23 protein-coding genes and 2 tRNA genes are annotated in these 24,923 nt (G+C 58.8%); 13 read left to right on the top strand and 12 right to left on the bottom strand.

Going from position 1 to position 24,923, the window contains the following annotated elements:
• Nucleotides 1-510: 510 nt before the first annotated feature.
• Nucleotides 511-1,290 carry a DeoR/GlpR family DNA-binding transcription regulator gene (locus ACR0E6_RS06610; RefSeq protein ID WP_480581738.1) on the top strand — a complete coding sequence of 260 codons (780 nt, stop codon included), beginning with the start codon at nt 511-513 and terminating at the stop codon, nt 1,288-1,290.
• Nucleotides 1,291-1,329: 39 nt separating this feature from the next.
• On the opposite strand, the gene ACR0E6_RS06605 is transcribed toward ACR0E6_RS06610, so the two are convergent.
• From ACR0E6_RS06605 to ACR0E6_RS06580, 6 genes are all read right to left on the bottom strand, one after another.
• Nucleotides 1,330-1,404: transfer RNA gene (locus tag ACR0E6_RS06605), tRNA-Glu, on the bottom strand.
• 26 nt (nt 1,405-1,430) lie between these two features.
• Nucleotides 1,431-1,505 (bottom strand) — tRNA-Glu (locus ACR0E6_RS06600).
• A 107-nt stretch (nt 1,506-1,612) separates the two neighbouring features.
• Nucleotides 1,613-3,355, bottom strand: coding sequence for a single-stranded-DNA-specific exonuclease RecJ (recJ, locus tag ACR0E6_RS06595; RefSeq protein WP_480581736.1), 1,743 nt, complete (start codon nt 3,353-3,355; stop codon nt 1,613-1,615).
• A gap of 91 nt (nt 3,356-3,446) precedes the next feature.
• Complete coding sequence (gene glpX / locus ACR0E6_RS06590) at nt 3,447-4,430, bottom strand: class II fructose-bisphosphatase (RefSeq protein ID WP_480581734.1); 984 nt, start codon at nt 4,428-4,430, stop codon at nt 3,447-3,449.
• A 71-nt stretch (nt 4,431-4,501) separates the two neighbouring features.
• Nucleotides 4,502-5,788: a homoserine dehydrogenase gene (locus ACR0E6_RS06585; protein ID WP_170621564.1), complete on the bottom strand. Its 1,287-nt coding sequence runs from the start codon at nt 5,786-5,788 to the stop codon at nt 4,502-4,504.
• Between the two features lie 118 nt (nt 5,789-5,906).
• Nucleotides 5,907-6,155: a hypothetical protein gene (locus ACR0E6_RS06580; protein WP_170453088.1), complete on the bottom strand. Its 249-nt coding sequence runs from the start codon at nt 6,153-6,155 to the stop codon at nt 5,907-5,909.
• A gap of 102 nt (nt 6,156-6,257) precedes the next feature.
• Between ACR0E6_RS06580 and ACR0E6_RS06575 the strand changes: the two genes are divergently transcribed.
• A complete protein-coding gene (locus ACR0E6_RS06575; protein WP_170451607.1) occupies nt 6,258-6,845 on the top strand; it encodes a TetR/AcrR family transcriptional regulator in 588 nt (195 codons plus the stop codon).
• Nucleotides 6,846-6,868: 23 nt separating this feature from the next.
• Here ACR0E6_RS06575 and ACR0E6_RS06570 read toward each other — a convergent pair whose 3' ends face one another.
• Nucleotides 6,869-7,780, bottom strand: a complete 912-nt coding sequence (locus ACR0E6_RS06570; RefSeq protein WP_170451606.1) for a pirin family protein — start codon at nt 7,778-7,780, stop codon at nt 6,869-6,871.
• 221 nt (nt 7,781-8,001) lie between these two features.
• Here ACR0E6_RS06570 and ACR0E6_RS06565 point away from each other — a divergent pair, with 221 nt between their 5' ends.
• Complete coding sequence (locus ACR0E6_RS06565; protein WP_480581731.1) at nt 8,002-8,415, top strand: hypothetical protein; 414 nt, start codon at nt 8,002-8,004, stop codon at nt 8,413-8,415.
• Here ACR0E6_RS06565 and ACR0E6_RS06560 read toward each other — a convergent pair.
• From ACR0E6_RS06560 to ACR0E6_RS06550, 3 genes are read right to left on the bottom strand one after another with little or no spacing between them, the layout of a single operon-like run.
• Nucleotides 8,412-9,014 (bottom strand): hypothetical protein, encoded by a 603-nt coding sequence (locus ACR0E6_RS06560; RefSeq protein ID WP_170451602.1) that lies wholly within the window; start codon nt 9,012-9,014, stop codon nt 8,412-8,414. The two genes, ACR0E6_RS06565 and ACR0E6_RS06560, sit on opposite strands and share 4 nt — an antisense overlap.
• On the bottom strand, nt 9,001-9,603 hold the full coding sequence (locus ACR0E6_RS06555; RefSeq protein ID WP_170451600.1) for a TadE family protein: 603 nt from the start codon (nt 9,601-9,603) through the stop codon (nt 9,001-9,003). Before ACR0E6_RS06555 ends, ACR0E6_RS06560 begins: the two co-directional genes overlap by 14 nt.
• Complete coding sequence (locus ACR0E6_RS06550) at nt 9,600-11,501, bottom strand: pilus assembly protein TadG-related protein (RefSeq protein ID WP_170734490.1); 1,902 nt, start codon at nt 11,499-11,501, stop codon at nt 9,600-9,602. The genes ACR0E6_RS06555 and ACR0E6_RS06550 overlap by 4 nt, the downstream gene beginning before the upstream one ends.
• 327 nt (nt 11,502-11,828) lie before the next feature.
• Here ACR0E6_RS06550 and ACR0E6_RS06545 point away from each other — a divergent pair, with 327 nt between their 5' ends.
• The 4 genes from ACR0E6_RS06545 to rpoD all read left to right on the top strand — a co-directional run bounded on the left by ACR0E6_RS06545 (nt 11,829) and on the right by rpoD (nt 17,815).
• A complete protein-coding gene (locus ACR0E6_RS06545; protein ID WP_170734491.1) occupies nt 11,829-13,259 on the top strand; it encodes a Glu/Leu/Phe/Val family dehydrogenase in 1,431 nt (476 codons plus the stop codon).
• Between the two features lie 127 nt (nt 13,260-13,386).
• On the top strand, nt 13,387-13,683 hold the full coding sequence (locus ACR0E6_RS06540; RefSeq protein ID WP_170451594.1) for a hypothetical protein: 297 nt from the start codon (nt 13,387-13,389) through the stop codon (nt 13,681-13,683).
• Nucleotides 13,684-13,762: 79 nt separating this feature from the next.
• Nucleotides 13,763-15,712: a DNA primase gene (dnaG, locus tag ACR0E6_RS06535; RefSeq protein ID WP_170734492.1), complete on the top strand. Its 1,950-nt coding sequence runs from the start codon at nt 13,763-13,765 to the stop codon at nt 15,710-15,712.
• A gap of 114 nt (nt 15,713-15,826) precedes the next feature.
• Nucleotides 15,827-17,815 carry an RNA polymerase sigma factor RpoD gene (gene rpoD, locus ACR0E6_RS06530; RefSeq protein ID WP_480581728.1) on the top strand — a complete coding sequence of 663 codons (1,989 nt, stop codon included), beginning with the start codon at nt 15,827-15,829 and terminating at the stop codon, nt 17,813-17,815.
• A gap of 174 nt (nt 17,816-17,989) precedes the next feature.
• On the opposite strand, the gene ACR0E6_RS06525 is transcribed toward rpoD, so the two are convergent.
• Nucleotides 17,990-19,009 (bottom strand): helix-turn-helix domain-containing protein, encoded by a 1,020-nt coding sequence (locus ACR0E6_RS06525; RefSeq protein WP_480581726.1) that lies wholly within the window; start codon nt 19,007-19,009, stop codon nt 17,990-17,992.
• A 320-nt stretch (nt 19,010-19,329) separates the two neighbouring features.
• Here ACR0E6_RS06525 and ACR0E6_RS06520 point away from each other — a divergent pair, with 320 nt between their 5' ends.
• From ACR0E6_RS06520 to ribD, 6 genes are all read left to right on the top strand, one after another.
• Nucleotides 19,330-19,767: a thiol-disulfide oxidoreductase DCC family protein gene (locus ACR0E6_RS06520; protein WP_480581724.1), complete on the top strand. Its 438-nt coding sequence runs from the start codon at nt 19,330-19,332 to the stop codon at nt 19,765-19,767.
• The gene (locus tag ACR0E6_RS06515; protein ID WP_480581722.1) at nt 19,768-20,310 is read left to right on the top strand and encodes a DUF4166 domain-containing protein; all 543 of its coding nucleotides are present in this window, start codon (nt 19,768-19,770) and stop codon (nt 20,308-20,310) included. It begins immediately after the preceding gene.
• A gap of 79 nt (nt 20,311-20,389) precedes the next feature.
• Entirely contained in the window at nt 20,390-20,788 is a 399-nt protein-coding gene (locus tag ACR0E6_RS06510; RefSeq protein WP_170451582.1) for a hypothetical protein, read from the top strand.
• Between the two features lie 21 nt (nt 20,789-20,809).
• Nucleotides 20,810-21,223, top strand: a complete 414-nt coding sequence (locus ACR0E6_RS06505; protein WP_170734496.1) for a secondary thiamine-phosphate synthase enzyme YjbQ — start codon at nt 20,810-20,812, stop codon at nt 21,221-21,223.
• Nucleotides 21,224-21,343: 120 nt separating this feature from the next.
• A complete protein-coding gene (gene nrdR / locus ACR0E6_RS06500; protein ID WP_170451578.1) occupies nt 21,344-21,814 on the top strand; it encodes a transcriptional regulator NrdR in 471 nt (156 codons plus the stop codon).
• Nucleotides 21,811-22,911, top strand: coding sequence for a bifunctional diaminohydroxyphosphoribosylaminopyrimidine deaminase/5-amino-6-(5-phosphoribosylamino)uracil reductase RibD (gene ribD, locus ACR0E6_RS06495; RefSeq protein ID WP_480581720.1), 1,101 nt, complete (start codon nt 21,811-21,813; stop codon nt 22,909-22,911). The genes nrdR and ribD overlap by 4 nt, the downstream gene beginning before the upstream one ends.
• 8 nt (nt 22,912-22,919) lie before the next feature.
• Here the strand turns inward: ribD and ACR0E6_RS06490 are convergent, their stop codons facing one another.
• The gene (locus ACR0E6_RS06490) at nt 22,920-24,908 is read right to left on the bottom strand and encodes a capsular polysaccharide biosynthesis protein (RefSeq protein WP_480582225.1); all 1,989 of its coding nucleotides are present in this window, start codon (nt 24,906-24,908) and stop codon (nt 22,920-22,922) included.
• Nucleotides 24,909-24,923 lie beyond the last annotated feature (15 nt).

The following is a 24,923-nucleotide window of genomic DNA, read 5'->3' as shown; positions in this document are numbered from 1 at the left end:
GCTAACCGGATGGCGCTCAGCATCAGCGATTTTTTGCATATGTGTCAAACTAAATTTTTAGTAAATGAGGATCGGAGAGGAATTCGGATGCGAACCCCGCGCCGTTTCTTGGTTCGCATCTTGTATCTAAGTAATTGTAAAGTAATATTTAAAAAGCGCAATCAACCTTGGGATACGTGACGCGTTCGCGTGAGAATAATCGATGCCCTGAACCCATATGCTCTGAAATTCTGTTCCGAAGACCGACGGCGATACACCTTATATGCGGCTGTTTTTGGCTCATTTGGCGGACACTGTTTTTAGGGGCCAATTACACGCTCGCAGCCCTACGGCGCAGCCAGAATCGCGATTCGTCCCCAATGCCAAGGCAATGGCCCCCTCATAGTACCGATCCGCGCTGTTGCCCGAATAACCAACCCTGCCAGAGATCGCAGTGCGAATTGTAAATCTGCTGGATTTGCCGGCTCGGCTTCGTAGTTTGTACGCCAGTTTGATTTTTCGGAGCCGACCTTGAAAAAGCCCGTCCTCAATACCCATCGCGAGCTTGAACTGCTGGACGCCCTGAAACGTCTTGGCGGGACGGCCCGGAACTCGGAACTGGCCACGATGTTGAATGTCTCCGAAGAGACGGTGCGTCGTACGATCAAAGCCTTGTCCAGCGCCGGCACAGTCGAACGCGTTCATGGCGGTGTTTATCTGGCGGGGGCACAGGGCGATCCCGGATTTTTCCGCCGTATTTCGCAACATGCTGACGAAAAACGCCTCATAGCGCAGCATGTCGCGCGGATGGTCAGGGACCGGATGACCATCTTTCTGGACGTCGGATCGACGACCGCTTTTGTGGCAGAGGAACTGCGCCATGCCGAGAACCTGACCATCGTGACAAACTCAATCGTGGTGGGGCTGACCCTGGTGGGCGTCAATGGCAACCGGGTGCATTTGTTGGGGGGCGAGATGCAAAGCGACGAACGGGGAACATTCGGCCACGTGGCGCACCGGCAGCTGCAGCGTTATGCCTTTGACCTTGCGATCCTCAGCACCGACGCGATTTCGGACAGCAAAGGGTTTTTGTATCAAAGCCTTGGCGAGGCGGATCTTGCATCCGTCGTGGTGCAGAATGCGGATCAGGTTGTAATGGCGGCAGCGCATTACAAATACGACGTATCGGCACCCTATGTGGGCCCGGATCCGCGACGGATTCACATATTGGTAACGGACAAAGCCCCGGACGGAGCGCTGGCCGATCAGATCGCAGAATGGGGCATAGACATGCAAATCGCGTCTGCCTGAGCCATCGCAGCCGGTTTCGTTCGCGATATAGGAAGGAAATGGCAGCCCGTAGGGGAATCGAACCCCTCTTTCCAGGTTGAAAACCTGGCGTCCTAACCGATAGACGAACGGGCCACTGGGTATTGGCGCGCAAGCAACAATGGCAGCCCGTAGGGGAATCGAACCCCTCTTTCCAGGTTGAAAACCTGGCGTCCTAACCGATAGACGAACGGGCCACGCTGGCTTGTGGAGGGCCTTTTACGGTTTCACCCCGACCCCCGCAAGCCGAAAAATGCAGGGATGCGAAAGTTTTTTGGTGGCTTGAAACAGACCGGAAATCCGTTCAATTGGCCTCCGCCGCATCCTCAAGCCGAAGCTGTACGTTTTGACGACCACCCCAGGAATTTACTTCGAGCCGACCGGCAAAATGAAACCGCGCGCCGCCGTGGTTCGAAAGCCTCTCGCCCAAGGGGCCGTCGAATGCCCCAAAGGCGATGGCGTCCAACCCGCTGCTCAGCCCGTCGGACAGGGAAAGTTTCAGATGCGACTCGCCCACGCGCTTGGCAAACCGTACCTGCAGATCGGGCAGGGCATAGCGTGGGGCAGGGGCGCTGGCCCCAAAAGGGCCTGCCTTTTCAATCTGTTCGATCAGGTCTACGGTGGCCGCGCCGGGCATCAAAGCGCCATCCAGCTTCAAGTCCGCCGGGCCGCCTTGCCCCGCGCCTTGTTTGGCCAGCAGTTCCGACAGACGTTCCATCGCCGGTTCCAATTGGTCCCGCATCACGGTCAGCCCCGCCGCCATTTTGTGGCCGCCGCCTTTGACCAGCAGCCCCTCGGCCGCCAGCCGCTGGATCGAAGCCCCCAAATCGACACCCGACACCGACCGGCCCGAGCCCTTGCCCTCATCCCCGTCAAAGCCGATGACGATGGCGGGGCGGTTCGCGGCTTCTTTTAGGCGAGAGGCGACAATACCGACGACGCCGGGATGCCAGCCCTCGCCAGCGGCCCAGACAAGTGGCGCGTCCAGACCGCGTTCCTCAGCCTGTTCCAGCGCTGCAGCGCGCACGGCATTTTCAATGTCACGTCGTTCGGAATTCAACGCATCCAGTCGCTGGGACAGGGCTTCGGCTTCGGTCATCGAGTCGGTGCTGAGCAACCGCGCGCCCAGATCGGCCTGACCGATGCGCCCGCCCGCATTGACCCTTGGGCCCAGCAGAAACCCCAAGTGATAGCTGTTTGGCGCGGAATCCATACGCGCAACATCTGACAGCGCCACAAGTCCGGGCCGTTGCCGCCCGGCCATAACCTTCAACCCCTGCCGAACCAAAGCCCGATTGGCCCCGATCAAAGGGGCCACATCGGCGACCGTGGCTAGAGCGACGAGATCCAGCAAAGACACCAGATCCGGTCCCTTCGCCCCGGCTTCACGCATTTGCCGCCCGGCCTCAACCAGCGTCAGAAAGACCACCCCAGCCGCGCAGAGATAGCCCAGATCGCCGCTTTCATCCTGTCGGTTCGGGTTCACGACGGCCACACAGTCGGGCAAAGTTTCTCCACCCAGATGGTGATCCAGAACGATGACATCCGCGCCTTTGGCCGCCGCGATTGGCTCATGACTCAAAGTGCCGCAATCAACGCAAATGATCAGATCGTGCGCCGCCGCCAGTTCCTGCATGGCGGGAACATTCGGCCCATACCCTTCATCAATCCGGTCGGGTACGTAAAGCGTCGCCTGAAGCCCCATCTGGCGCAGCCAGACCAGAAGCAAAGCCGCCGAACTGCCGCCATCTACGTCATAGTCCGCGAAAACCGCGATCCGCTGTTTGTCCCGAACGGCCTTGAGAAACCGCGCCGCCGCAACTTCCATATCCTTCAAGCTGCGCGGATCCGGCAACAGCTCTTTCAGCTTCGGCTCCAGAAAGCCAGCCGCCTCCATCGGAGGAACACCGCGCCGCGCCAGAACCTGACAAACCGCGCGCGGCAGGTCGGCTTGTTGGGCCAGCATCTCGGTCGCGCGCTCAACCTCGGGCGAGGGGCCCACCCAACGCCGACCCGTCAAAGATTGCTCAACCCCAAGAAAACCCATCGCGCCCCTCATGCACCAAGGCCGGACCCTTGCGGACCCGGCCCTTCTTCTCGTTCAAAATACGGTCGCCGAAGGCAGCGGCGCAAGCCGCTTAGCCGTCGTTATGCGACCACATGGGCGTGCGGTAGGACATACGACGCACCGACCCGGTTTTGGACCGCATGAGCAAGGTGGTCGTCTCAACCCAACCCGGCTCGCGCTTGATGCGCGGCAACAGCGAGCCGCCGGTCACGCCGGTCGCGGCAAAGATCACATCGGCGGTCACCATTTCATCGCGCGCATAGACACGGTCCAGATCGGTGATGCCCGCTTTGGCCGCACGGCCACGTTCGTCATCATTGCGGAACAGCAGACGGCCAAAAATCTGACCGCCCATGCATTTCAGCGCGGCTGCGGCCAGAACGCCCTCGGGCGCGCCGCCTTGCCCCATATACATGTCGATGCCGGTCACTTCGCTTTCCGCGCAGTGCATTACACCTGCCACGTCGCCATCTGTAATCAACCGGATCGAGGCACCGGTCTCGCGCACCTCGGCAATCATCGCCTCGTGACGCGGGCGTTCCAGAATGCAGACAGTGATATCGGTAGGCTCACAGCCTTTGGCCTTGGCCAAGGCTTCCACCCGTTTGCGCGGGCTCATATCCAGATTGACGACGCCTTCGTCATAGCCCGGACCCACGGCCAGTTTGTCCATGTAGACGTCCGGCGCGTGCAGCATCGACCCGCGCGGGCCCATGGCGATCACGGTCAGCGCATTCGGCATGTCCTTGGCGGTCAGCGTGGTGCCTTCCAGCGGGTCCAGCGCGATGTCCACTCCGGGGCCGTTCCCGGTGCCGACTTCTTCACCGATATACAGCATCGGAGCTTCGTCCCGTTCACCTTCACCGATGACAACAACACCCGCGATATCCAGCAGGTTCAACTGCTCGCGCATCGCGTTGACCGCGGCCTGATCGGCGGCTTTCTCGTCACCACGGCCAACCAGCGAGGCCGAGGCAAGCGCCGCCTGTTCTGCGACACGCGCAAGTCCCAAAGACAACAGGCGGTCGTTAAAATCGATCTTGGCAGCACTCATGCGATGTATTCCTTTGGTCGGCAATGGCGTTACGTCTGGCATAGCCTGCACGGGGCGCAGGCCGCAAGGGGTCAGACCTGTTCGATCCGCAAGGCGACAGGTTCACCGGCAACAACATCCGTGTCGCGGAACCCGTCCAGCGCCACGTCCAGAGTGGCGCGTGTGGTCTTATGCGTCACGATCAGAACCGGCGCGGTGTCGTCGCTGTGCCCATACTGGCGCATCCGGTCGATCGAAACCCCGGCATCGCCCAGAATGGCCGCGATTTTGGCCAGTGCGCCCGGTTTGTCGAACAGGGCCAGCCGCAGATAGTAGGGGGCGGGCAGGCCGGTGCGGGCCGGGGTGGCGTCTTCCAGCGAATTCGCCGGGCGGCCGAAGGTCGAGATTTGCAGCCCACGCGCCAGATCGCAGACATCGCCCATCACCGCACTTGCGGTCGGGCCTTCCCCTGCACCGGGGCCACGCAGAACAACCTGTTCCACCGCGTCGCCTTCAATCACGACCATATTGGTTCCGCCTTCCAACTGACCCAGTGGCGAGTCGCTGGGCACAAGGCAAGGCTGCATCCGCTGCTCCAACCCGCGCGCAGTGCGCTGCGCCACGCCCAGCAGTTTGATGCGAAAGCCCATGTCATGGGCCTGATCGATATCTTCCAGGCTGATTTGCTGAATGCCTTCGATCTCGATCCCATCGAAATTCGGTTTGGTGCCGAACGCAATTGACGATAGCAGCGCCAGCTTATGCGCGGCGTCAATGCCGCCCACATCGAGGTTCGGATCCGCTTCCAGATAGCCAAGCTCGGCACATTCGTCGAACAGCGCGTTATAGCCCTGACGCTGCGATTGCATCCGGGTCAGGATATAGTTGCAGGTGCCGTTCATGACGCCCATGACGCGGGTAATTTCGTTCCCGGCCAGACCTTCGGTCAGGGATTTGATCACCGGGATACCACCCGCCACAGCGGCCTCGAACCGGATGACGCGCCCTGCGGCCTCGGCCTGTTCCGCAAGGTCCTGACCGTGGATCGCCAGCAGCGCCTTGTTTGCGGTGACCACATCCTTGCCACTGGCCAGCGCCGCCTCGACCGAGGCTTTGGCCGGACCGTTCTCGCCGCCCATCAGTTCCACATAGACGTCAATGTCGTCGCGCTTGGCCAAAGCGACCGGATCAACCTCCCACGCATAGTCAGAGAGGTTCACGCCGCGATCCTTGTTGGGGTCGCGGGCCGACACGGCCACGATTTCGATCCGACGCCCCGTGCGGGCCTGCAGCAGATCCGCATGACGGCGGATGATCTTGACGACACCCACACCAACCGTTCCCAAGCCCGCAATTCCAAGCCGCAGCGCCTGTGTCATTCCGTGGGTTCCTTTCCGCTCGACATGTTCTGAAACCGGACGCTTTTGTCCGTTCAGCGCTGCCTTAGCGGGTTCAGGCCGGGGGTGCAATCCGTCACTAGGCCCTGACCGGTTTAAGCTAGTTGGTTTCAGCGTTCTGAAGCGCTTCGGCCTTTTTCTTCAGCGCCTCGCTGCGGGTGGTCAGGTCTTCTTCGACCTCTTCCGCCTCGCTGACAGGATCCACCGGTGCGCCCAGCGTGTCCTGCAGCGGGATCAGACGTGGATAGGCGGCTTTTTGGATCCCGCGCGGTTCGACCCCGTCCAACTCGGGAATATCGGCACAGCTTGCCAGAGCAACCGTCAGGATCAAAAAGGGCAAAGCTTTCATCGACAAAGGCTCTCTCTGGCGCAGGTCCCCCCGTGATGCACCTTTTGCCGGATCGGATCAAGCGGGCTTCTATCTGAACGATTGTTCAGATACGGTGTTTTCATGGCACGCACACAGGGATCACATTCGGACATCACCGGACCGCGCATTCGCAGCGCCGCGTTAAGGCTTTTTGCCCGCCACGGCTATGCGGCGGTGTCGATGCGCCAGATCGCAAAAGAGGTCGGGGTACAGGCCGGGGCGCTTTACAACTACACCCCGGACAAACAAAGCCTGCTGTTCCGCCTGATGCGCGAACATATGCAGGATCTGTTGCAGGCCTATGCCGATTTGAACACCGCATCCGATCCGAAAGAGGCGCTGCGCCGCTTTGTTGGTTTCCATATCCGCTTCCATCTGGAACGCCCGGACGAGGTCTTTATCGCCTATATGGAGTTGCGCAATCTGACGCCCGAGAACTTTACCGAGATCGAAGACCTGCGCCGCCGATACGAAGACGCGCTGGAAACGATCCTGCACAAGGGCCAGCAAGCGGGTGAATTTGCGATTTCGGATACCAAGATCGCGACCCTTGCGGTGATCGCAATGCTGAACGGCGTCATGACATGGTATCGGGCCGGAGGGCGGCTGTCGCTGGACGAGGTCGAGCAGATTTACTGGGACATGGTCCGCAGCGCGGTCGCGGCCTGACCGAAGCCAGGCCGCTTTGACGGCTAATGCGCCGGGCGGATGAAGGAGCCGTTGCGTAGTTCGCGAAACGCCTGTTCCAGTTCGGCCCGCGTGTTCATGACAATTGGGCCGTGCCAGGCCACAGGTTCATCAATCGGCGCCCCCGAGATCAGCAGAAAGCGCACGCCTTCGGGCCCGGCCTGAACGGTGACCTCATCGCCTGTACCAAAGCGCACCAGAGTACGGTCGCCGGACATATCGCGGATATTCACCTCCGCCCCGGCAACCTCTTTTTCCAGCAACACGCCGGTCGGTTGCGAGGCATCGGCAAACGCGGCCTGGCCCTGAAAGACATAGGCAAAGGCGCGGCGGTAGGTGTCGATGCGAAAGGTCTTTTTCACGCCCGCCGGGATCTGGATGTCCAGATACTGAGGGTCCGCTGCAATGCCATCCACCGGGCCGGTCTTGCCCCAGAACTCACCCACAATCACGCGCACGATTGTGCCGTCGTCGTCGATGACCTCGGGGATGTCCTTGCTTTGCACATCCTGATAGCGCGGCGCGGTCATCTTCTGGGCCGAGGGCAGGTTGCCCCAAAGCTGAAAGCCATGCATCTGACCGCCGGTATTCCCATGCGGCATTTCCTGATGCAGAATGCCCGACCCGGCGGTCATCCATTGCACATCGCCTGCGCCCAGCGTGCCGCTGTTGCCAAGCGAATCCGAATGCTCGACCGTTCCGGCCAGCACATAGGTGATGGTTTCGATCCCGCGATGGGGGTGCCATGGAAATCCGGCCTGATAGTCCTGCGGACGCTCGTTGCGGAAATCATCGAACAGCAGAAACGGGTCCAGTTCCGATGGATCCTGGAATCCGAACGCGCGATGTAATTTGACGCCAGCCCCTTCCATCGTGGGCATGGCTTTGCGGGTTTCCAAAGTGGGTCTCAGGGACATGAGTGCCTCCTATTCCTTTGCACAGCATGTAACCCCTGCATTGCTGCGGTCAATTTGCATAAACCCACTGGACTTGTGCGAATTTGTGCAGATTTCAGCGGCCCTGTTTTTCCGTGAAAAAAGCGGATAGACGGGTCCCGTACAAAGCGGAGGCATCCATGCAAGATGAAGTGCTGGCAACAATAAAGGCCTCAGCGCCCAGACGCTGGGCGGGGGTTGCCATGTTGTCAACGGTTGGCCTTCTTGTTCTGTATGTCGCCTTTGCCACCCCACCCGCGCTGATGTGGCAGATTTTCCTGCTGGTCGTTGGTGGGGCAGCTATGTGGCTGGCCTATCGCGTCTGGCACGCAACGCAGGACCGGATCGAACTGACCCGCACCGAACTGCGCACCGGAACAGGGCAAGTGATCGCAATCGTGGACGAGATCGAAGCGGTGGACCGGGGCGTGTTTGCCTTCAAGCCGTCAAACGGATTTCTGGTCCGTATGCGGTCGAAACCGGGTAACACCTGGGCGCCAGGATTGTGGTGGCGGCTTGGACGACGTGTTGGCGTCGGCGGCATGACCGCCGCCTCCGAGGCCAAGTTCATGTCAGAAATGCTCTCGGCCATGCTGATGGAGAGGGAAGGGGTTTAGCAGTCGTCAGCTGCGACAATCTGCGTATATCCACGCGGTTGAGTGAAAATAAACTTGTCGATGGCGAACGAATGATCCCCGTACCCGATTCTGAAGGGTCGAGTATACCAGTCTTTTGTTTCGACCAGGATCATTGTGGCCCTGTCCGCCATTACAGGAATACGCCCTTTGAATTCTTCGTTAAGAGTTTGGTTATCCAATTCGTCAAAGCTGTCGCCTCGGACGCAAGACCAGAGCTTTTCGTAGCTTCCTCCGTCCGCTTCGTTTTCGCCCGCGTTAAAGCGGACGAAAGAAATTCGCATAGACACAGTTGACCGGTCTGCGACCATGAATTTTTGCAGGTCATACATGTTCGAAATGTAATTGGCCGTAACCAAGTTCTTTTCGCGAGAAAGAATGTCAGCGACTGCATAGGCCGCCTTCAGGTTTCGAGCGCTTTGACGATAGCCGTCAAAGAATGTGTAGGAGGCCCAGATTGACCAGAACAGAAGCGGAAAAATCATGACCGCCTCGATGCTCACGATCCCGTCCTCCTTGCGGAAGAAACGTGCGAGCCGATTGGCTGTTGGTTGAACGATGTACTTCTTAAAACGGTTCATGGACAAACACCGTTGTTGAATGCAGTTCGTACTGGCCGTCTGGGTCTTGTTGGGCCAATCGTCCCAGCGTTGTGCCAAAAAACAGCGGATCGACTTCAATGCAAGCCCGAACGACCATCAATTGATTGGACGTACCGGGCGTGAACAACTGGTCTTCTTTTCCGCGCACTTCTTCAGGCGTATCAACGCAATAAGGGTTGCTGAATACGCTGCCGAGATCTGACTCGGGATTGTCGCTGAAGATACTGTCTTCTGCGTAAGGATTGATCGAGAGCATTTCCAATGCCAGATTGTCGAAACAATCCGGGATGACGCCAGCCTTGTCGCAAATGATCTGTTTCAGCAAGGTATGCGTCCACACTGCGCCGATGCTAGAATCGTATTCTTCAATGCGGTTCATGCGAACGTCCTGAATGGTTTCGTCCAGTGCCCGCTCCAGGTTGGTGTGGTTCCAGGCCACGATTCCCATCTCAACGCCGGAATAGGTTGTCATCATGAAGACCGGGAACCAGAACACGAATTCAATAGTGGCCATTCCGTCTTCTTTGCCGCGAAATCGGCGCAGATTATTTAAAAGGCGTGTGATCATTGTGTGAGCCTCAGGTTTCGAATGCTCGATGTAATCGAAGCAAACACGTTTGGCAGATCTTCTGGTGTGGCTTCATAATATGTTCCGACGTCCGTGCGGCAATGCTGCATGATCGCGCGGCCCGCGCTCGGGGCTTCCAATGAGATAGTAAAGATTACGACACCCATTTGGTCTTTCGCGTAGGTGCACATCGAGCGCACACGAGGATCTTTCGTACCCTGGCCGCTTGACGAAACGGCGTCATAGTAAAAGTCGTAGGCCCAGCTAGAACCGTAGTAGTCATAGAAGCGCTGGTACAGGTTGTATCGCGTTGCTCGTTCCCACAACTCTGGCCACGTCAGATTGTCCGAAGGCTGTACGTCTAAGTCGAGGTAGGTTTTTACGCGCGGATTGTCCCTATCAAGGCTTACGCATTCACCCGTGGTACCGGAGAAGGCCAGGCAGCGGTACTGAATAAACCCCCTTACGTACTCACCGGTTGGGTCTACTTCTTCAGCTGTCGCGACGCTGTCCGCGTTTACGTAAGTGAGGGTATCGGTGTTTACAATCGTGTTGCCAAAACAAGTGGGCTGGAGCTCGTCTCTAACCCAATACGCGCCGCCATTTGACGAGTCCCATTCGATCATGTCGACATCTGGCCAGATGTAGTCTGTACCGAATTCAATGGTGATTTCGTCATTTTCATCCAACTCTGCGTATGAAACGTATTCGTTCAGCCCATCGTTCCAGCAAACGCCGGATTTACCATCGCGGTAGGGATCGTTCGTCCAGTATTGGGTCGTATTCGCACCGTCCGTCATAAGTATCATAACTTTGAGTGTATCACCGCTTCGCGGGTTGTCTGGGCGAGATGCGAACTCAGATGGAACATCACCTGCGGCCGCCATCTGCGCAACTACGGGTTGGAAGCTGTCGTCAAGCAGGGTCAGGCCCCATTTAACGCCAAGGTCGATCGACGTATTCCCATCCGCGACAAACGATTCAATTTTATCTTTTAGAAGGTCTGCATCCTTCTGAAAGATCATTGCTTCACGGTTCTCGTCGGTCTCACAAATTTCGCTGTAGACCAGATTGTTATTCACCGGGCGCTGGTCGTAATTGTTCCAAGGAGTGAAATGCAGTGTGCGATCATACACCAGGTTCAGATCGAAATCGCTGGTCTGAAATTGAGCGGTTTCAAAGTTGATGCAATTTGCATGCGGATTAACACCGTCGGTGTTCAGGTATCCCATCACAGAATCCGGCAGCGCAACTTGCGTCGCGTAAGGAATGATCGAAATCGACATTTTGCCGTCTTCGGATTTATCGACCATTTCCTGCACAAATTCCTGTGCCGCCAGTTTCAGCGTCGTAAGGCGGCTGTTCCGGTTCATCGAGCCAGAAACATCCAGAACCATCGAAATCTCGACATTCCCCAGCGCTTCTTCCGCGGCGCTGACAACCGAAGTCGTGATCGTATCAACGTCCCACCACTGCATGAAGTGCATTTTGACGGGCATAACTGCGGTCGCCTCGACGCGACGGAAACCTTCAATGGTCACAGCGTCGGAACCGCAAAGGTTTGCAGGTTCGATGACAATTTGATCCTTCAGAAGAAATTCTTTTAAACCTTCTTTATCCAGATAATCTTCGATGACTTCTGTGGGGCAAAGGTCCTGCGCCAGGTCGGTCGCCGCCAAAACTGCACGATCCAGCGAGTATTGAAGCCGCGCGCGCTCGTGGTCAAAGCGCATGATGTCAACGGCAAATCCTCCGACGGCAAATACGATCATTATAAGGACCAGCGTAAAGATCGTCATGGTCCCGTCTTCTGACCGGACAAACGAATGCGGCGCAGATCCATGCCGGTCTGCGCGCTTTGGTTTGTCGATAATCCGCTTCCAGTCAAATTTCTTCATAATGAGTCCCTCTGCCGGTCAGGCACACTGATCTCAGTCCGTCGCAACTTTAATAAATTAGCCGTGGAACGTGGCGAGATTTGGGCGCCTTTGCCACTATGATGCTATTATTGAATGAAAATCGGCCGCAGTTTGGGGTTGCTTGTCAGCTTTGTTTCGTCAGGGCGAACAATTCCCAGGGGAGTCTTAACCGGACGACTCAGGCCCTTAGCCGATAACCAATCCTTCAGGAAGTGATGAAAAAAAGTGCAAGAGAAGATTGCAGCATCGAGTAAGTGGTGCGACAAAACGTCATGACGTTTGTCAGTTACCGGTACGGAGGATTTTATGACCGGCATCAAAGAACCCAGCTTTCGTGAGAGTGTTGACCTGATGTTCAACAGGGCGGCGTCCCTGATGGATATGCCCCCGGGGTTGGAGGAAAAGATACGGGTCTGCAACGCCACCTACACGGTGCGGTTCGGTGTTCGATTGCGCGGCGAAATTCACACGTTCACCGGTTATCGCTCGGTTCATTCCGAACATATGGAGCCTGTAAAAGGCGGTATTCGTTACGCCACTGCGGTCAACCAGGACGAAGTCGAGGCGCTGGCCGCGCTGATGACCTACAAATGTGCGCTGGTTGAAACGCCCTTTGGCGGCTCGAAAGGCGGGCTATGCATCGATCCGCGCCAGTACGAGGAACATGAGCTGGAACAGATCACGCGGCGCTTTGCATATGAGCTTGCCAAGCGTGACCTGATCAATCCGTCGCAGAACGTTCCCGCCCCTGACATGGGGACCGGTGAACGTGAAATGGCCTGGATGGCCGACCAATACGCGCGGATGAACACAACCGACATCAACGCGCGGGCCTGTGTGACCGGCAAGCCGCTGAACGCGGGCGGCATCGCCGGGCGGGTCGAGGCAACGGGGCGCGGCATTCAGTATGCTCTGCGCGAGTTTTTCCGCCACCCGGAGGACATCGCCAAAGCCGGGTTGTCCGGCAAATTGGACGGGAAACGCATTGTGGTGCAGGGGCTCGGTAATGTGGGCTATCACGCTGCGAAATTCCTCAGCGAAGAAGATGGCTCGCGCATTGTGGGGATCATCGAATGGGATGGGGCGCTGTATAACCCCGACGGTATCGACGTCGAAGCCGTGCGCCAGTGGATCGTCAAGCATGGCGGCGTCAAGAATTACCCGGATGCGACCCACTCTGCCGAAGGCGGGGCCGTGCTGGAGGCCGAATGCGATATCCTGATCCCGGCCGCTTTGGAAGGTGTGATCAATCTCGGTAACGCCGAGCGCATTCAGGCACCGTTGATCATCGAAGCCGCGAACGGTCCGGTGACGGCCGGGGCGGATGAAATCCTGCGCAAGAAGGGCACGGTGATCATCCCGGATATGTATGCCAATGCGGGCGGTGTGACGGTGTCCTATTTCGAGTGGGTCAAGAACCTTAGCCATATTCGCTTTGGCCGGATGCAGCGCCGTCAGGAAGAGGCGCGGCATGAGCTGATTGTCAGCGAATTGGAGCGGCTCGATCGCTATCTCGGTGATGCCTGGTCGATGTCGCCGGACTTCAAGGCCAAGTACCTGAAGGGCGCGGACGAGTTGGAGCTTGTGCGGTCGGGCCTGGATGACACCATGCGCATTGCCTACCAGTCGATGCGCGAGGTCTGGCACAGCCGCGACGATGTCGAGGATTTGCGGACCGCGGCCTATATTGTCGCAATCGACCGCGTGGCCAGCAGCTATCGGGCCAAGGGCCTCTGATCTCGGTCGGAAGGGGGCGGTTGGTCCGCCCCCTCATGAAACACTAACAACCTTTCTGAAATGGCAATGGCAGGTCTGGCTGCGGGCGGGTAAGCTGCCGTCGAACAAACGATTCCGGGAGACCTAAATGTTGCGTATCGCTATCGCTGCCGCTGTGCTTGCCACGCCCTTGGCCGCTGCTGAAACCAAGGAAGAAAGCTGCAAGTATCAGGCCGATGTGGTTGCCGCGATTCAGCAGGCGCGTTTGGACAGGGTGAAAGAACGCGATGTCCCGCAGGCCGTTGCCGACAGCAGTCCGACCTGGCCCGAGAACTACAATGCCGCGATCCCGCTGATCACGCCTTGGGTCTACGAACAGAAGATGCGCGACGTGCGTAAAAAGGACCTCGGTGCCGCCTGGTTGGAGCTGTGTTTGCAGCAGTAATCCACAATCCCGCATTTCCTTGTGGATAAGCCCGTGCCTTCCCCTTGGCGCGGGTTTTCATTTCTGGCAGGTTTGATCCATGTCTTTGCCCCCCGGATTTCTGGATGAGTTGCGCACCCGGCTGAGCCTGTCTCAGGTCGTTGGCCGCAAGGTCATGTGGGACCCGCGCAAATCCAATCAGGGCAAGGGGGATATGTGGGCACCGTGCCCCTTCCACCACGAAAAAACCGCGTCATTTCATGTAGATGATCAAAAAGGATTTTACTACTGCTTTGGCTGCCACGCGAAAGGCGATGCCATCAGTTTCGTGAAAGAGACCGAGAATGTCTCGTTCATCGAAGCGGTCGAGATTCTGGCGCGCGAGGCCGGGATGCCGATGCCTGCCCGTGACCCCAAAGCGCAGGAAAAACAGGACCGCCGTTCGCAATTGGCCGAGGTGATGGAGCAGGCGGTGCAGTTCTTCCGTCTGCAACTGAAAACCGGGGCAGGGGCTGCCGCGCGCGATTACCTGATGCGGCGCGGGCTGGATGCTCAGGCGCTGGATCGGTGGGAGATCGGCTTTGCCCCCGACGGTTGGCAGGCGCTGTGGGATCATCTGCGCGGCAAGAATGTGGCCGAGGATCTGATCCTTGGCGCAGGGCTGGCCAAGCCCTCGAACAAGGGCAAAAAACCCTATGACACGTTCCGCAACCGGATCATGTATCCGATCCGCGATCCGCGCGGGCGTTGCATTGCCTTCGGCGGTCGCGCGATGGACCCGAATGACAATGCGAAATACCTGAACTCGCCCGAGACCGAGTTGTTCGACAAAGGCCGTAGTCTTTACAACCACGGTCCCGCGCGTCAGGCGGCGGGCAAGGGGCAGCCGCTGATCGTGGCCGAGGGCTATATGGACGTGATCGCGCTGGCCGAGGCCGGATTTGGTGCGTCGGTGGCCCCTTTGGGGACGGCGATTACCGAACATCAACTGCAACTGCTGTGGCGTGTTTCGGACGAGCCGATCATTGCGCTGGATGGTGACACGGCGGGCCTGCGCGCGGCGATGCGGGCGGTTGATCTGGCGTTGCCGTTGCTGGAGGCCGGTAAGTCCCTGCGCTTTGCCATCATGCCCGAAGGGCAGGACCCTGACGATCTGCTGCGCGCCGAAGGGCCGGGGGCCGTACAGGCGGTTCTCGATGGTGCGATCCCGATGGTCAAACTGCTGTGGCAGCGCGAAACCGAAGGCAAGGTTTTCGACAGCCCCGAACGCAAGGCGGCGTTGGACAAGGTGCTGCGCGATAAGATCAAGTTGATCCGCGACCCATCGATCCGGTCCCATTACGGGCAAGAGATCAAGGATTTGCGCTGGCAACTGTTTCGCCCGCAGAGACAGTCACAAAACCGTGCGTGGCAACCGCGTGGCAAATGGCAGCCGCCGAAACAACCGGCAACGCCGGGCGCGCGGTCGTCATTCCTGGCCTCTTCGGAGAACGCGGATATCCATCTGCGCGAAGCGGCCATTCTGGCCATCGCTATTCTGAACCCGCAGGTGGTTGTTCAGTTCGAGCACCAGCTTGAGGATATGGAATGCCGTGATCCGGATCACGCGGCCCTGCGCGATGCCATTCTGCGCCACGCCATCGACGACCCGGACAATCTGAAAGACCACATCGCTGAAACTTTGGGGCCCGAGCCCCTTGAAAACCTGCTGGGCCTTCGCCATGTCGCAGTGATCCCCTGTGTGTTCAAACCGGGCGACGTTGAAAAGGCCGAGATGACGCTGGCCGAGGAACTCGCGAAAATCAAAGCGCTCCGGGGGTTGGATGCTGAGATTGCCGAAGCAACTGAGGAACTGTCCGACTTGGCTGACGAGTCACTGACGTACCGGGTGGGTCAGGCCGCCGAAGAGCGCAACCGCGCAAGCCGCAGCCAGAACGAGGACAGGGCCATTTTCGACATCGCCGACAACGGTGCGCGAATCAACCGCGACGAGAAGGATGCGTTTGAGGCGATCATGTCCGGTATCAATTTCGAGCGGAAACGCCGGTAAAGTGGTGTTTTCATAAGGCACTGGAAAAGAAAAACGGGTAAACGGGTGGCCGAATCAGTTTCACGCGCTAATGATTCGGTTCCAACGAATCACCCATCCCTGCAGGAGCATTGAATGGCCGCCAAGGATACGAACGAAGACCGCAAATCCGACGAGCAGGAACAGGAAATCTCGCTGGACATGAGCCAGGCCCAGGTCAAGAAGATGATCGCCGAGGCCCGCGAGAAAGGTTACATCACCTACGATCAACTCAATCAGGTCCTGCCGCCTGATCAGGTCAGCTCGGAACAGATCGAAGACGTCATGTCGATGCTGTCCGAAATGGGCATCAACATCATCGAAGATGAAGAGGCCGAAGAGGAAGAGAATAAGGGCTCGACCGAACTGACCACCACCGAAAGCAACCGTGAGGTTGCGCTGGCTGGTGCCGCCACCGAAAAACTGGACCGTACCGACGACCCCGTCCGCATGTATCTGCGCGAGATGGGTTCGGTCGAACTGCTCAGCCGCGAGGGCGAGATTGCCATCGCCAAGCGGATTGAGGCTGGCCGGAACACCATGATCGCCGGTCTGTGCGAAAGCCCGCTGACCTTCCAGGCGATCACCATCTGGCACGACGAATTGCTGTCCGAAGATATCCTCTTGCGCGATGTCATCGATCTGGAGACCACTTTTGGCAACCAGATGGACGAGGACGGCGACGTTCAGGAGCCTGTTGTGGATACATCCGCCGTTCAGGCCGCCAAGCCCACCAAGGACACCGGCCCTGAACTGGATGCCGACGGCAACCCGCTGAACAATGATGACGATGACGACGATGACGATCAGGCCAACATGTCGCTGGCCGCGATGGAAGCCGCGCTAAAAGATCAGGTTCTGACCACGCTGGAACGGATCTCGACCGACTTCTCGATGCTGTCAGAAATGCAGGACAGCCGGATTTCTGCGACCCTGAACGAGGATGGTTCGTTCAGTGAAAAAGATGAAGAGACCTATCAGAAACTGCGCGCTGAAATCGTCGAACTGGTGAACGGGCTTCACCTGCACAATAACCGGATCGAAGCGCTGATCGACCAGCTTTATGGCATCAACCGCCGGGTTATGTCGCTGGACAGCTCGATGGTGAAACTGGCCGACCAGGCCCGTATCAACCGTCGTGAGTTCATCGATGCGTATCGCGGGCGCGAACTGGACCCGAACTGGCTGGCCGAAATGGCGGAAAAGCCGGGCCGGGGCTGGCAGATGTTCATCGAACGCTCGACCGACAAGGTTGAGGAACTGCGCAACGATATGGCTCAGGTCGGGCAATATGTCGGCTTGGATATTTCTGAATTCCGCCGCATCGTGCAGCAGGTTCAGAAGGGCGAGAAAGAGGCGCGTCAGGCCAAGAAGGAAATGGTCGAGGCCAACCTGCGTCTGGTGATTTCAATTGCCAAAAAGTACACGAACCGTGGCCTGCAATTCCTTGATCTTATTCAGGAAGGTAACATTGGCCTGATGAAAGCGGTGGACAAGTTCGAATACCGCCGCGGGTACAAGTTCTCGACCTATGCGACATGGTGGATCCGTCAGGCGATCACGCGCTCGATTGCGGATCAGGCGCGGACGATCCGTATTCCGGTTCATATGATCGAAACGATCAACAAGCTGGTCCGGACCGGCCGCCAGATGCTGCACGAAATCGGCCGCGAGCCGACGCCGGAAGAACTGGCCGAAAAGCTGCAGATGCCGCTGGAGAAGGTTCGCAAGGTGATGAAAATCGCCAAGGAGCCGATCAGCCTGGAAACGCCCATCGGCGACGAGGAAGACAGCCAGCTTGGCGATTTCATCGAGGACAAGAATGCCGTTCTGCCGCTGGACAGCGCCATTCAGGAAAACCTCAAGGAAACCACAACCCGCGTTCTGGCCTCGCTGACCCCGCGCGAGGAACGGGTTCTGCGGATGCGTTTTGGAATCGGCATGAACACCGACCACACGCTGGAAGAGGTTGGCCAGCAGTTCAGCGTGACCCGCGAACGTATTCGCCAGATCGAGGCGAAGGCGCTGCGCAAGCTGAAACATCCCAGCCGGTCGCGTAAACTGCGATCTTTCCTGGATCAATAGAAATCAAAGGCGCCCCGGATCCGAGGCGCCTTTTTTCTTTGCCATCACGGTTGGCTAGCACGCCAAACACATTGGCGCGAACTCACAAGGATCGGGTTCAGCACATCCTTATATCGGCCCTGTCCACTCATGGGACGGGCCGGGGCGAGGCACGATTGCTGATGACCCCCGGTTCTAGTCGCGGATTGGGTGTTCGACGCGGGTTTTGAAGGCGCTGGGGGCCTGACCCGTCCACCGCTTGAACGCGGTCGAAAATGCTGCCTGATCCGCATATCCCAGCGAATAGGCTATCTCGGCCAGCGGCATCCGGTTGGTGATGAAGGTCTGCGCTAGATCGCATCTCAGGTCTTCGACAATCTCTCGGAAGCTGGTGCCTTCATCCTTTAGCCTGCGCGCAAGAGTTCTGGGACTCATGCCCAGATTGGCAGCGGCCTCTTCGGCCTGCATGATATGGCCGGGCAGCGAGCGGGTGATCAGCCCTTCGACCTTGGCGCGGGTCTTTTGCTGGGGGGACCGGCGCTCGGCCAGGATACGCTCGCCATATTCCAGCAGATGCGCGCGCAGCTTTGGGTCGTAAGTTGGAACGGGCAGGTCCAATGAGGACAAGGACAGAATGATCTCCATCCGTTCTGCACCAAAAACAACCGGAAAGCCTGCAAGTTTCTGAAAGGCCTTCGCGTTTTCGCCGATCTCGTGCTGAAACCGCATTTCGATGGGATAGAACTGTGTCTGGGTCAGGTTCCGCATTCGCGCCAGCGCGGCGAACAACAGAAACTCGGTTCTGCGATGATAGCGGGCAAAGCTGGGGTCTTTCCAATCCGCCTCGAACGCTGCGAAATTCCCGGCCATGCGCAGGCTGAACGCTATGGAGGGGTCAATTATGCCGTGAAACCGGGACGTGTTTTCGGTCACTTGCTTCAAATCGCGGGAATACTTGCTGATATATCCGGTCAGGGTTGAAACCGAGGTCACGTCCAACCCGGCCCGCGCGGCAAAGGTGATGTCGCGAAGCGCGTCGCAGGCATAGCGGACAAACAGCGCTTCTTTATGCGCGTCATAGGTGGTTGCGGCGGGATCCATATGGTCGGGAGCCAACCCGCTTTGCGCCAGAACGCGTTGCGAGGTCGAGGCATTGCCGCTGTGCCGGTCCAGCGATTGGGTCAGGATATGAAGACGGCCAATATCAACATCCATTGCGGTGCCCTAATGCTTTTAACCAAAACCGCCCTCGGTGGTGTGAAACCTGTTAGGCGCATTGGGATCATAGGCTGAAATGTCCGGAAATCGAATGGAATTGTCCGATGCGATCAAGAGATTGCCCCGAACGTATCCTACATCGTCAGTGCTGTCGGGTCGCGACCTTTATGGGGATGAGGTCAGAGCCACCATGCGATCGCCGCGATCACGCGGAGGCTCCCCGGCACGCGCGCCGTCCCGCCATTCTTGTCGCATTGCCTGATCGAACGCTGCGTGACACCGTGTATTTGCGCAGATCGCGGAAAGGCGGTGATGTCATGCAAAAGCCTGATGTTTCGCGGAAAACTCACGATGGCAGCCTCATCGTCTTTGATGGGGTCTGTGTCCTGTGTTCCGGGTTTTTCCGCTTTATGCTGCGGCATGACAAGGCGCAGGTGTTTCAGTTTGCTACAGCTCAGTCACCATTGGGGCAGCGCCTTTACCGGGAACTCGATCTGCCAACGCAGGATTTTGAAACCAATCTTGTGATTGTGAATGGCGTGGTTCATCAGCGCCTCGATGCCTTCGCAGTGGCGATGGGGCAGTTGCGCGGGCCATGGCGTATTCTGTCGCTGTGCCGGATCCTGCCTAGGTTTGTGAAGGATCCGCTTTATCACGCGATTGCGCGCAACCGATATGCCATCTTCGGAAGGTCGGAAACCTGCCTTGTGCCGGATGGGGCGACCCGCTCGCGCTTTGCTGTGCAAGGGTTTTAGATGGATCCATTTTTGCAGGCTGCGGCGGAACCGACAAGGCTTCCCGAGGCGTTACATGACTTGCACAGCAAGGAAGGCACATACATCGGTCGCTGCGATATTCAGCGGGGACAAGGGTGGCTGGCCGGTTTGTATTTGTGGTTAGGGGGGTTCCCCCACTCCGGGCGCGACGTTTCGGTCAGGGTCACGGTGTCTCGGCGCGGGCCGGGATGGGAATGGAGGCGCGATTTCGGAGGGCATATCACCCAGTCCCGCTTGTCTTTTGATCGACAGTCCAACTGCGTGCGAGAGGATTTTGGTGCCTTGTCCATCTGGTTGAAACCGGTTGTGGCCGGGGCGCGTTTGCAGATCAATATCCGGCGTTTGACCCTGTGGGGCATTGCCGTTCCAAACGCGCTGCTTCCGCAGTCATCAACGGTCGAATGGCAGGACGATCAGGGCCGGTTCCGGTTTGACGTGTCCGCCCGCGCGCCGCTGGTCGGGCAGTTGATCCGCTATCATGGCTGGCTCACGCCCGATCACAGTCACCCGCCAGTGGTCTGAACAGGTTGTGAGGGGGCCTGTTCAGCGCCGGACCCGATCCTAATATTTTGATCACACACAATCAGGGAAGAGATTAACAATGAAACAGATTTTAGCCTGCGTAACGCTCGCGGCCTTTGCCCTTGGCATTCCCGTCACCGCTGACGCCGCCCGCAATGGATACCGAACCGAGCCGATCAACAGCACCGATTTCGAAGTCATCCCACGCGCCCAGCAATTCACGGACGGGTATTGGTGTGCGGCCGCCGATTTTGCTCGGCGCAAATTGGGTGCCGGCTGGCAGCAGCAAATTTACGTCCTGCGCGGATATGGGCCCAGCGTGACCACCGGGCGCAAAACGGCCGTTCAGTTTACGCTGAAAAAACCGGCCGAGGTTCCCGCGCAACCCAGCTTTGTCTTGACGCCCTTCGTTCCGGGGTCCAGCGTATCGGTACAAGGGGCCGAGGCACGGTGCAGGACGCGCCCGTTCATAAACTGACGCAGTGGTGAAACAGCGCGGATGCAGACAGAATTCTCGATCCAGACGCAAGGCCCCGGACTCTATGAATTCACCAAGGATGTGCATCGCTGGCTGAACCCGGTGGCGAAGGATGGCGTATTGACGCTGTTCGTTCGCCACACCTCATGTTCTTTGCTGATTCAGGAAAACGCTGACCCCGAGGTGCAGACCGATTTGCACGCGTTTTTTGAACGGCTTGTACCACCCTCGAACCACCCCTCGATGGCCTATCTGCGCCATACATATGAGGGGCCGGACGATATGCCAGCGCATATCAAGGCGGCGCTTATGCCGGTCTCGCTTTCGATCCCGGTCTCTGGGGGTCGTATGGCACTTGGCACATGGCAGGGGATTTACCTGTTCGAACACCGGACCGCACCGCATCGCCGTTTGGTCGCTGCGCATCTGGGGTAACACTTTATCTAGGGGTTGAAAATTCCGACTACCCAAATCCTAGCGGCTGCCCTATAGTTGTGGATAAGTAAGCCGTAGCGCTTACAAAAAGAGGCCGAACATGGGACGAGGAGACGGCGGATGCGCTGCCCGTTTTGCGGAAATATCGACACTCAGGTGAAAGATTCACGCCCGGCAGAGGATCACGTCGCGATCCGCCGACGCCGCTTTTGTCCGGCCTGCGGGGGTCGGTTCACAACCTATGAACGCGTGCAACTGCGCGATCTGGTGGTGATCAAAACCAACGGCAAACGCGAGGATTTCGACCGCGACAAGCTGGAACGGTCAATCCGCATCTCGATGCAGAAACGCCCTGTTGATCCCGAGCGGATCGATCAGATGATCTCGGGGATTGTCCGGCGTCTGGAAAGCATGGGAGAGACCGACATACCCTCCGAAAAGATCGGTGAGATTGTCATGGAAGCTCTGGCGCGGATCGACACCGTCGCCTATGTTCGCTTTGCGAGTGTCTATAGAAACTTCCAGGCGGCCGATGATTTCGAGGAGTTTGTCCACGAACTGCGCCCGCCGCAGCCTCCGACAGACGAGTGAGCGAAACAGATAAGCGATTTATGGCGCTGGCCTTGTCACTGGGTCAGCGCGGCCAAGGGTCATGCTGGCCCAACCCGGCAGTCGGGTGCGTTATCGTGCAGGGTGGCAGGATTGTCGGGCGTGGCTGGACCCAACCCGGCGGGCGACCCCATGCGGAAACCGAGGCTTTGGCTCAGGCAGGAGGCGCGGCCAGGAGCGCGACGGCCTATGTGACGCTGGAACCCTGTTCGCATCACGGCAAGACACCGCCTTGCGCTGCTGCCCTGATCGAGGCCGGGGTCGGGCGTGTTGTTGCAGCCGTGGAAGACAGTGATCCCCGGGTGGCAGGGCAGGGCTTTGCCATGTTGCGCGAGGCCGGGATCGAGGTTGAAACCGGCGTTCTGGCCGAGCAGGCCGAACGGGATCTGGCAGGCTTTTTCCTGAAGACCGAGCAAGGCCGACCTTTTGTAACCCTGAAACTGGCCAGCAGCTTTGACGGGCGCATTGCAACCCAGACCGGGCATAGCCAGTGGATCACCGGCCCCGAGGCGCGCCGGGCCGTTCACGCGATGCGCGCGCGTCATGATGCGGTGATGGTGGGGGCAGGCACGGCGCGGACGGATGATCCGTCGCTGACCGTGCGTGATCTGGGCGTCGCGAAGCAGCCTGTGCGCGTTGTTGTGTCCCGCCATCTCGACCTGCCGCTTATGGGGCAGCTTGCGCGCACCGCAGCCGAGGTTCCGGTCTGGCTGTGCCACGGCCCCCATCCCGATGCCGAACGTGCGCGCGCATGGGACGGGCTGGGCGCGCGCCTGATCCCCTGTGCCTTGCAGGATCACCATATTGATGCGGCGGATCTGTTGCAGCAACTGGGTCAGGCCGGGCTGACCCGAGTGTTTTGCGAAGGCGGGGCCGCGCTTGCTGCCTCACTATTGGAAAAGGACCTGGTGGATGAGCTGGTCGGCTTCACCGCGGGCCTGACCATCGGGGCCGAGGGTTTGGCCGCAGTTGGTCGGTTAGGGCTGGAAAAGCTGGACGCGGCCCCCCGGTTCGAACTGATCGAAACCCGCGCTATCGGTCCCGACATTCTGCATCGTTGGCGACGTCCAACGCAGTGACGTTCCGGTCAGCGCCACAAATGCGCATGTGTGGCAAACGCCCCCTGAAGCTTGGACAGAAACCGGTTCAAAGGCCCCGTTGGCGCGGCCGTGTCACTCACCAACCGATCAACGGCGACTTCGACCGGGCAGGGCTGTCCGGTCAACGGATCCATGTAGCGCGGGTAATCAATCAGCGTCGCATGAACCAGCCCTATCAAGGACGGGCGCGCGCCGCGCCGGACAGGCACCGCACCCAAATCGGTTGTCAGCCCCCAACCGGCATAAAAGGGCGCGCCCAGCGTCGTGACCTGAACACCGCGTAAAAGCGCCTCGAACCCCAGTAGCGAGGTCATGGTCCAGACTTCGTTCACATGAGGCAGCAAAGACGCCGGATCGCAATTGTCGAGGATCAGATCCGCCAGTTCCTCCGCCTCAATGCGCCCCTCACGCAGCCCGGCTTCGACATCGGGATGAGGTTTGTAGATCAAAACGGCGTCCGGATTCGCTTCCCGCGCGGTTTGCAGCAACTCAAGATTGGTGCGCACGCCGCTGGTGCCCAACAGGATCGAGGCATCATCCTCAACTTGTCCCGGCACAAGAATGCGGTGCCCATCTGGCAGGGTCGGCGCGGGCTGGCCGGTGTTGTATTTGCTCAGACCGTCCGAGAGCAGCCTGCTGACCAGCCGCTCGGCCCGCCGTTCCTGATCGGGGCGCAGGGTTTCGCGCTGGGCGATCAATTCCTCCAACCGGCTAGGCCGTGTGGGGTCGTAGTAAATCCCCAGATCGTCCGTCACCAGTGACAGAGGCGGAACCAGCTCGGCCCCCAATCCGCGCGAGCGCAAATAGCCATCCTCGACCCGAATGGCCCCTTCGGCATCCCGGGCCTGATTGGCCCAGACCATGTGGGGGCGATCGGACGTTGTCGGCGGGGCCGAGGTGAATTGCATCTTTTTGTGACGCCCAAACATCTGTTGCAGATGCTTGCGCTTCCACAGCCGCATGCCCGACGCGGTCCAGCCAAACCGATCCTGCCGCCACGCGCGGCTCAGCGCTTCGAGCGTGTCCAGAACGGTTTCCAACTCGCACAATTGGTCCTGATATGGGTCGTACCAGACTGGGTAAAGCAGCATGGATGCCGCGAATAACTGCGGTCGGGTCAGATTGCGGGTGCGGCGCGGGATTGGGTTTTCATCCTGCGTCAGCCCCCAACCCGCATAGAAAGGCTGCCCAAAGACGCGGGGCTTGTGACCGGCCAGAATAGCCTCGAATCCCAGTTGCGACGACAGTGTGTAAACAGCAACCGCGCCTTCCAGCAGGGACCACGGGCTGATCGGGTCGCTTAGAAAGGACACCCGGTCAGACAGGTCCTGATCGCTGAAATGCCCCGCGCGATGGCCGGTCTGCGTTTCCGGGTGCGTTTTGATGATGATCCTTGCGCCCGGGTTTTCCTCTTGCGCGATCACCAGCATTTCGCGGAAGCGGGCATAGTCGCCGCCACTGGCCGTTACTGCCGCATCACCTAGGGTCTGATCGATGACAAGCACATATCCGGGGTCGGGTGGTGCAATATCCAGATCAAAGGCCGAGTATTTGCTGAGATGCAGGTCTTTCAGTCGCGCGATTGCCCCCCGAGCCCGGTCCAGCAGCGCAGTGTCATCCAGCGGGTGCGTGGCCAACAGGGTCTCAAGATCAGATGGCGCAGACGGGTCGAAATGCAGACCTGTTCGATCCAACAGCAGGCCCAGCGGCGCTTCGCCCTGACGACCGGGGTGAAGCGAGCGCAGAAACGCGTCTTCGACCCGCAGGACCGGGGCATCGTACTTACCCGCAACGCGCAGGCCGCGATGGGCGGTCGGACTATTGCCCCAAACCCCAACCATGTCGCCGGGTTTCAGCAGGCCCAGACGAATGTCATAGCCAGCCAAGGACAGGATGCGCCGAATGCGCCGATTGGTCAGAAATCCCCCATTATACACAAACAGCCGAGAGCGCTCCGCCCCGGCTGCGGTGTCCATTTCGGGGGTCACGGA

This window comes from Ruegeria sp. AP12 (genome assembly GCF_056540025.1).
The sequence above is the reverse complement of the archived record's forward strand: the minus strand, read 5'-3'. Positions and strand labels throughout refer to the sequence as shown.

What these genes read in the sequence shown, in the direction of transcription:
- recJ (WP_480581736.1), bottom strand. Translation starts at nt 3,355, where the DNA reads ATGGGTTTTCTTGGGGTTGAGCAATCTTTGACGGGTCGGCGTTGGGTG.
- glpX (WP_480581734.1), bottom strand. Translation starts at nt 4,430, where the DNA reads ATGAGTGCTGCCAAGATCGATTTTAACGACCGCCTGTTGTCTTTGGGA.
- ACR0E6_RS06585 (WP_170621564.1), bottom strand. Translation starts at nt 5,788, where the DNA reads ATGACACAGGCGCTGCGGCTTGGAATTGCGGGCTTGGGAACGGTTGGT.
- ACR0E6_RS06580 (WP_170453088.1), bottom strand. Translation starts at nt 6,155, where the DNA reads ATGAAAGCTTTGCCCTTTTTGATCCTGACGGTTGCTCTGGCAAGCTGT.
- ACR0E6_RS06575 (WP_170451607.1), top strand. Translation starts at nt 6,258, where the DNA reads ATGGCACGCACACAGGGATCACATTCGGACATCACCGGACCGCGCATT.
- ACR0E6_RS06570 (WP_170451606.1), bottom strand. Translation starts at nt 7,780, where the DNA reads ATGTCCCTGAGACCCACTTTGGAAACCCGCAAAGCCATGCCCACGATG.
- ACR0E6_RS06565 (WP_480581731.1), top strand. Translation starts at nt 8,002, where the DNA reads ATGTTGTCAACGGTTGGCCTTCTTGTTCTGTATGTCGCCTTTGCCACC.
- ACR0E6_RS06560 (WP_170451602.1), bottom strand. Translation starts at nt 9,014, where the DNA reads ATGAACCGTTTTAAGAAGTACATCGTTCAACCAACAGCCAATCGGCTC.
- ACR0E6_RS06555 (WP_170451600.1), bottom strand. Translation starts at nt 9,603, where the DNA reads ATGATCACACGCCTTTTAAATAATCTGCGCCGATTTCGCGGCAAAGAA.
- ACR0E6_RS06550 (WP_170734490.1), bottom strand. Translation starts at nt 11,501, where the DNA reads ATGAAGAAATTTGACTGGAAGCGGATTATCGACAAACCAAAGCGCGCA.
- ACR0E6_RS06545 (WP_170734491.1), top strand. Translation starts at nt 11,829, where the DNA reads ATGACCGGCATCAAAGAACCCAGCTTTCGTGAGAGTGTTGACCTGATG.
- ACR0E6_RS06540 (WP_170451594.1), top strand. Translation starts at nt 13,387, where the DNA reads ATGTTGCGTATCGCTATCGCTGCCGCTGTGCTTGCCACGCCCTTGGCC.
- dnaG (WP_170734492.1), top strand. Translation starts at nt 13,763, where the DNA reads ATGTCTTTGCCCCCCGGATTTCTGGATGAGTTGCGCACCCGGCTGAGC.
- rpoD (WP_480581728.1), top strand. Translation starts at nt 15,827, where the DNA reads ATGGCCGCCAAGGATACGAACGAAGACCGCAAATCCGACGAGCAGGAA.
- ACR0E6_RS06525 (WP_480581726.1), bottom strand. Translation starts at nt 19,009, where the DNA reads ATGGATGTTGATATTGGCCGTCTTCATATCCTGACCCAATCGCTGGAC.
- ACR0E6_RS06520 (WP_480581724.1), top strand. Translation starts at nt 19,330, where the DNA reads ATGCAAAAGCCTGATGTTTCGCGGAAAACTCACGATGGCAGCCTCATC.
- ACR0E6_RS06515 (WP_480581722.1), top strand. Translation starts at nt 19,768, where the DNA reads ATGGATCCATTTTTGCAGGCTGCGGCGGAACCGACAAGGCTTCCCGAG.
- ACR0E6_RS06510 (WP_170451582.1), top strand. Translation starts at nt 20,390, where the DNA reads ATGAAACAGATTTTAGCCTGCGTAACGCTCGCGGCCTTTGCCCTTGGC.
- ACR0E6_RS06505 (WP_170734496.1), top strand. Translation starts at nt 20,810, where the DNA reads ATGCAGACAGAATTCTCGATCCAGACGCAAGGCCCCGGACTCTATGAA.
- nrdR (WP_170451578.1), top strand. Translation starts at nt 21,344, where the DNA reads ATGCGCTGCCCGTTTTGCGGAAATATCGACACTCAGGTGAAAGATTCA.
- ACR0E6_RS06490 (WP_480582225.1), bottom strand. Translation starts at nt 24,908, where the DNA reads ATGGACACCGCAGCCGGGGCGGAGCGCTCTCGGCTGTTTGTGTATAAT.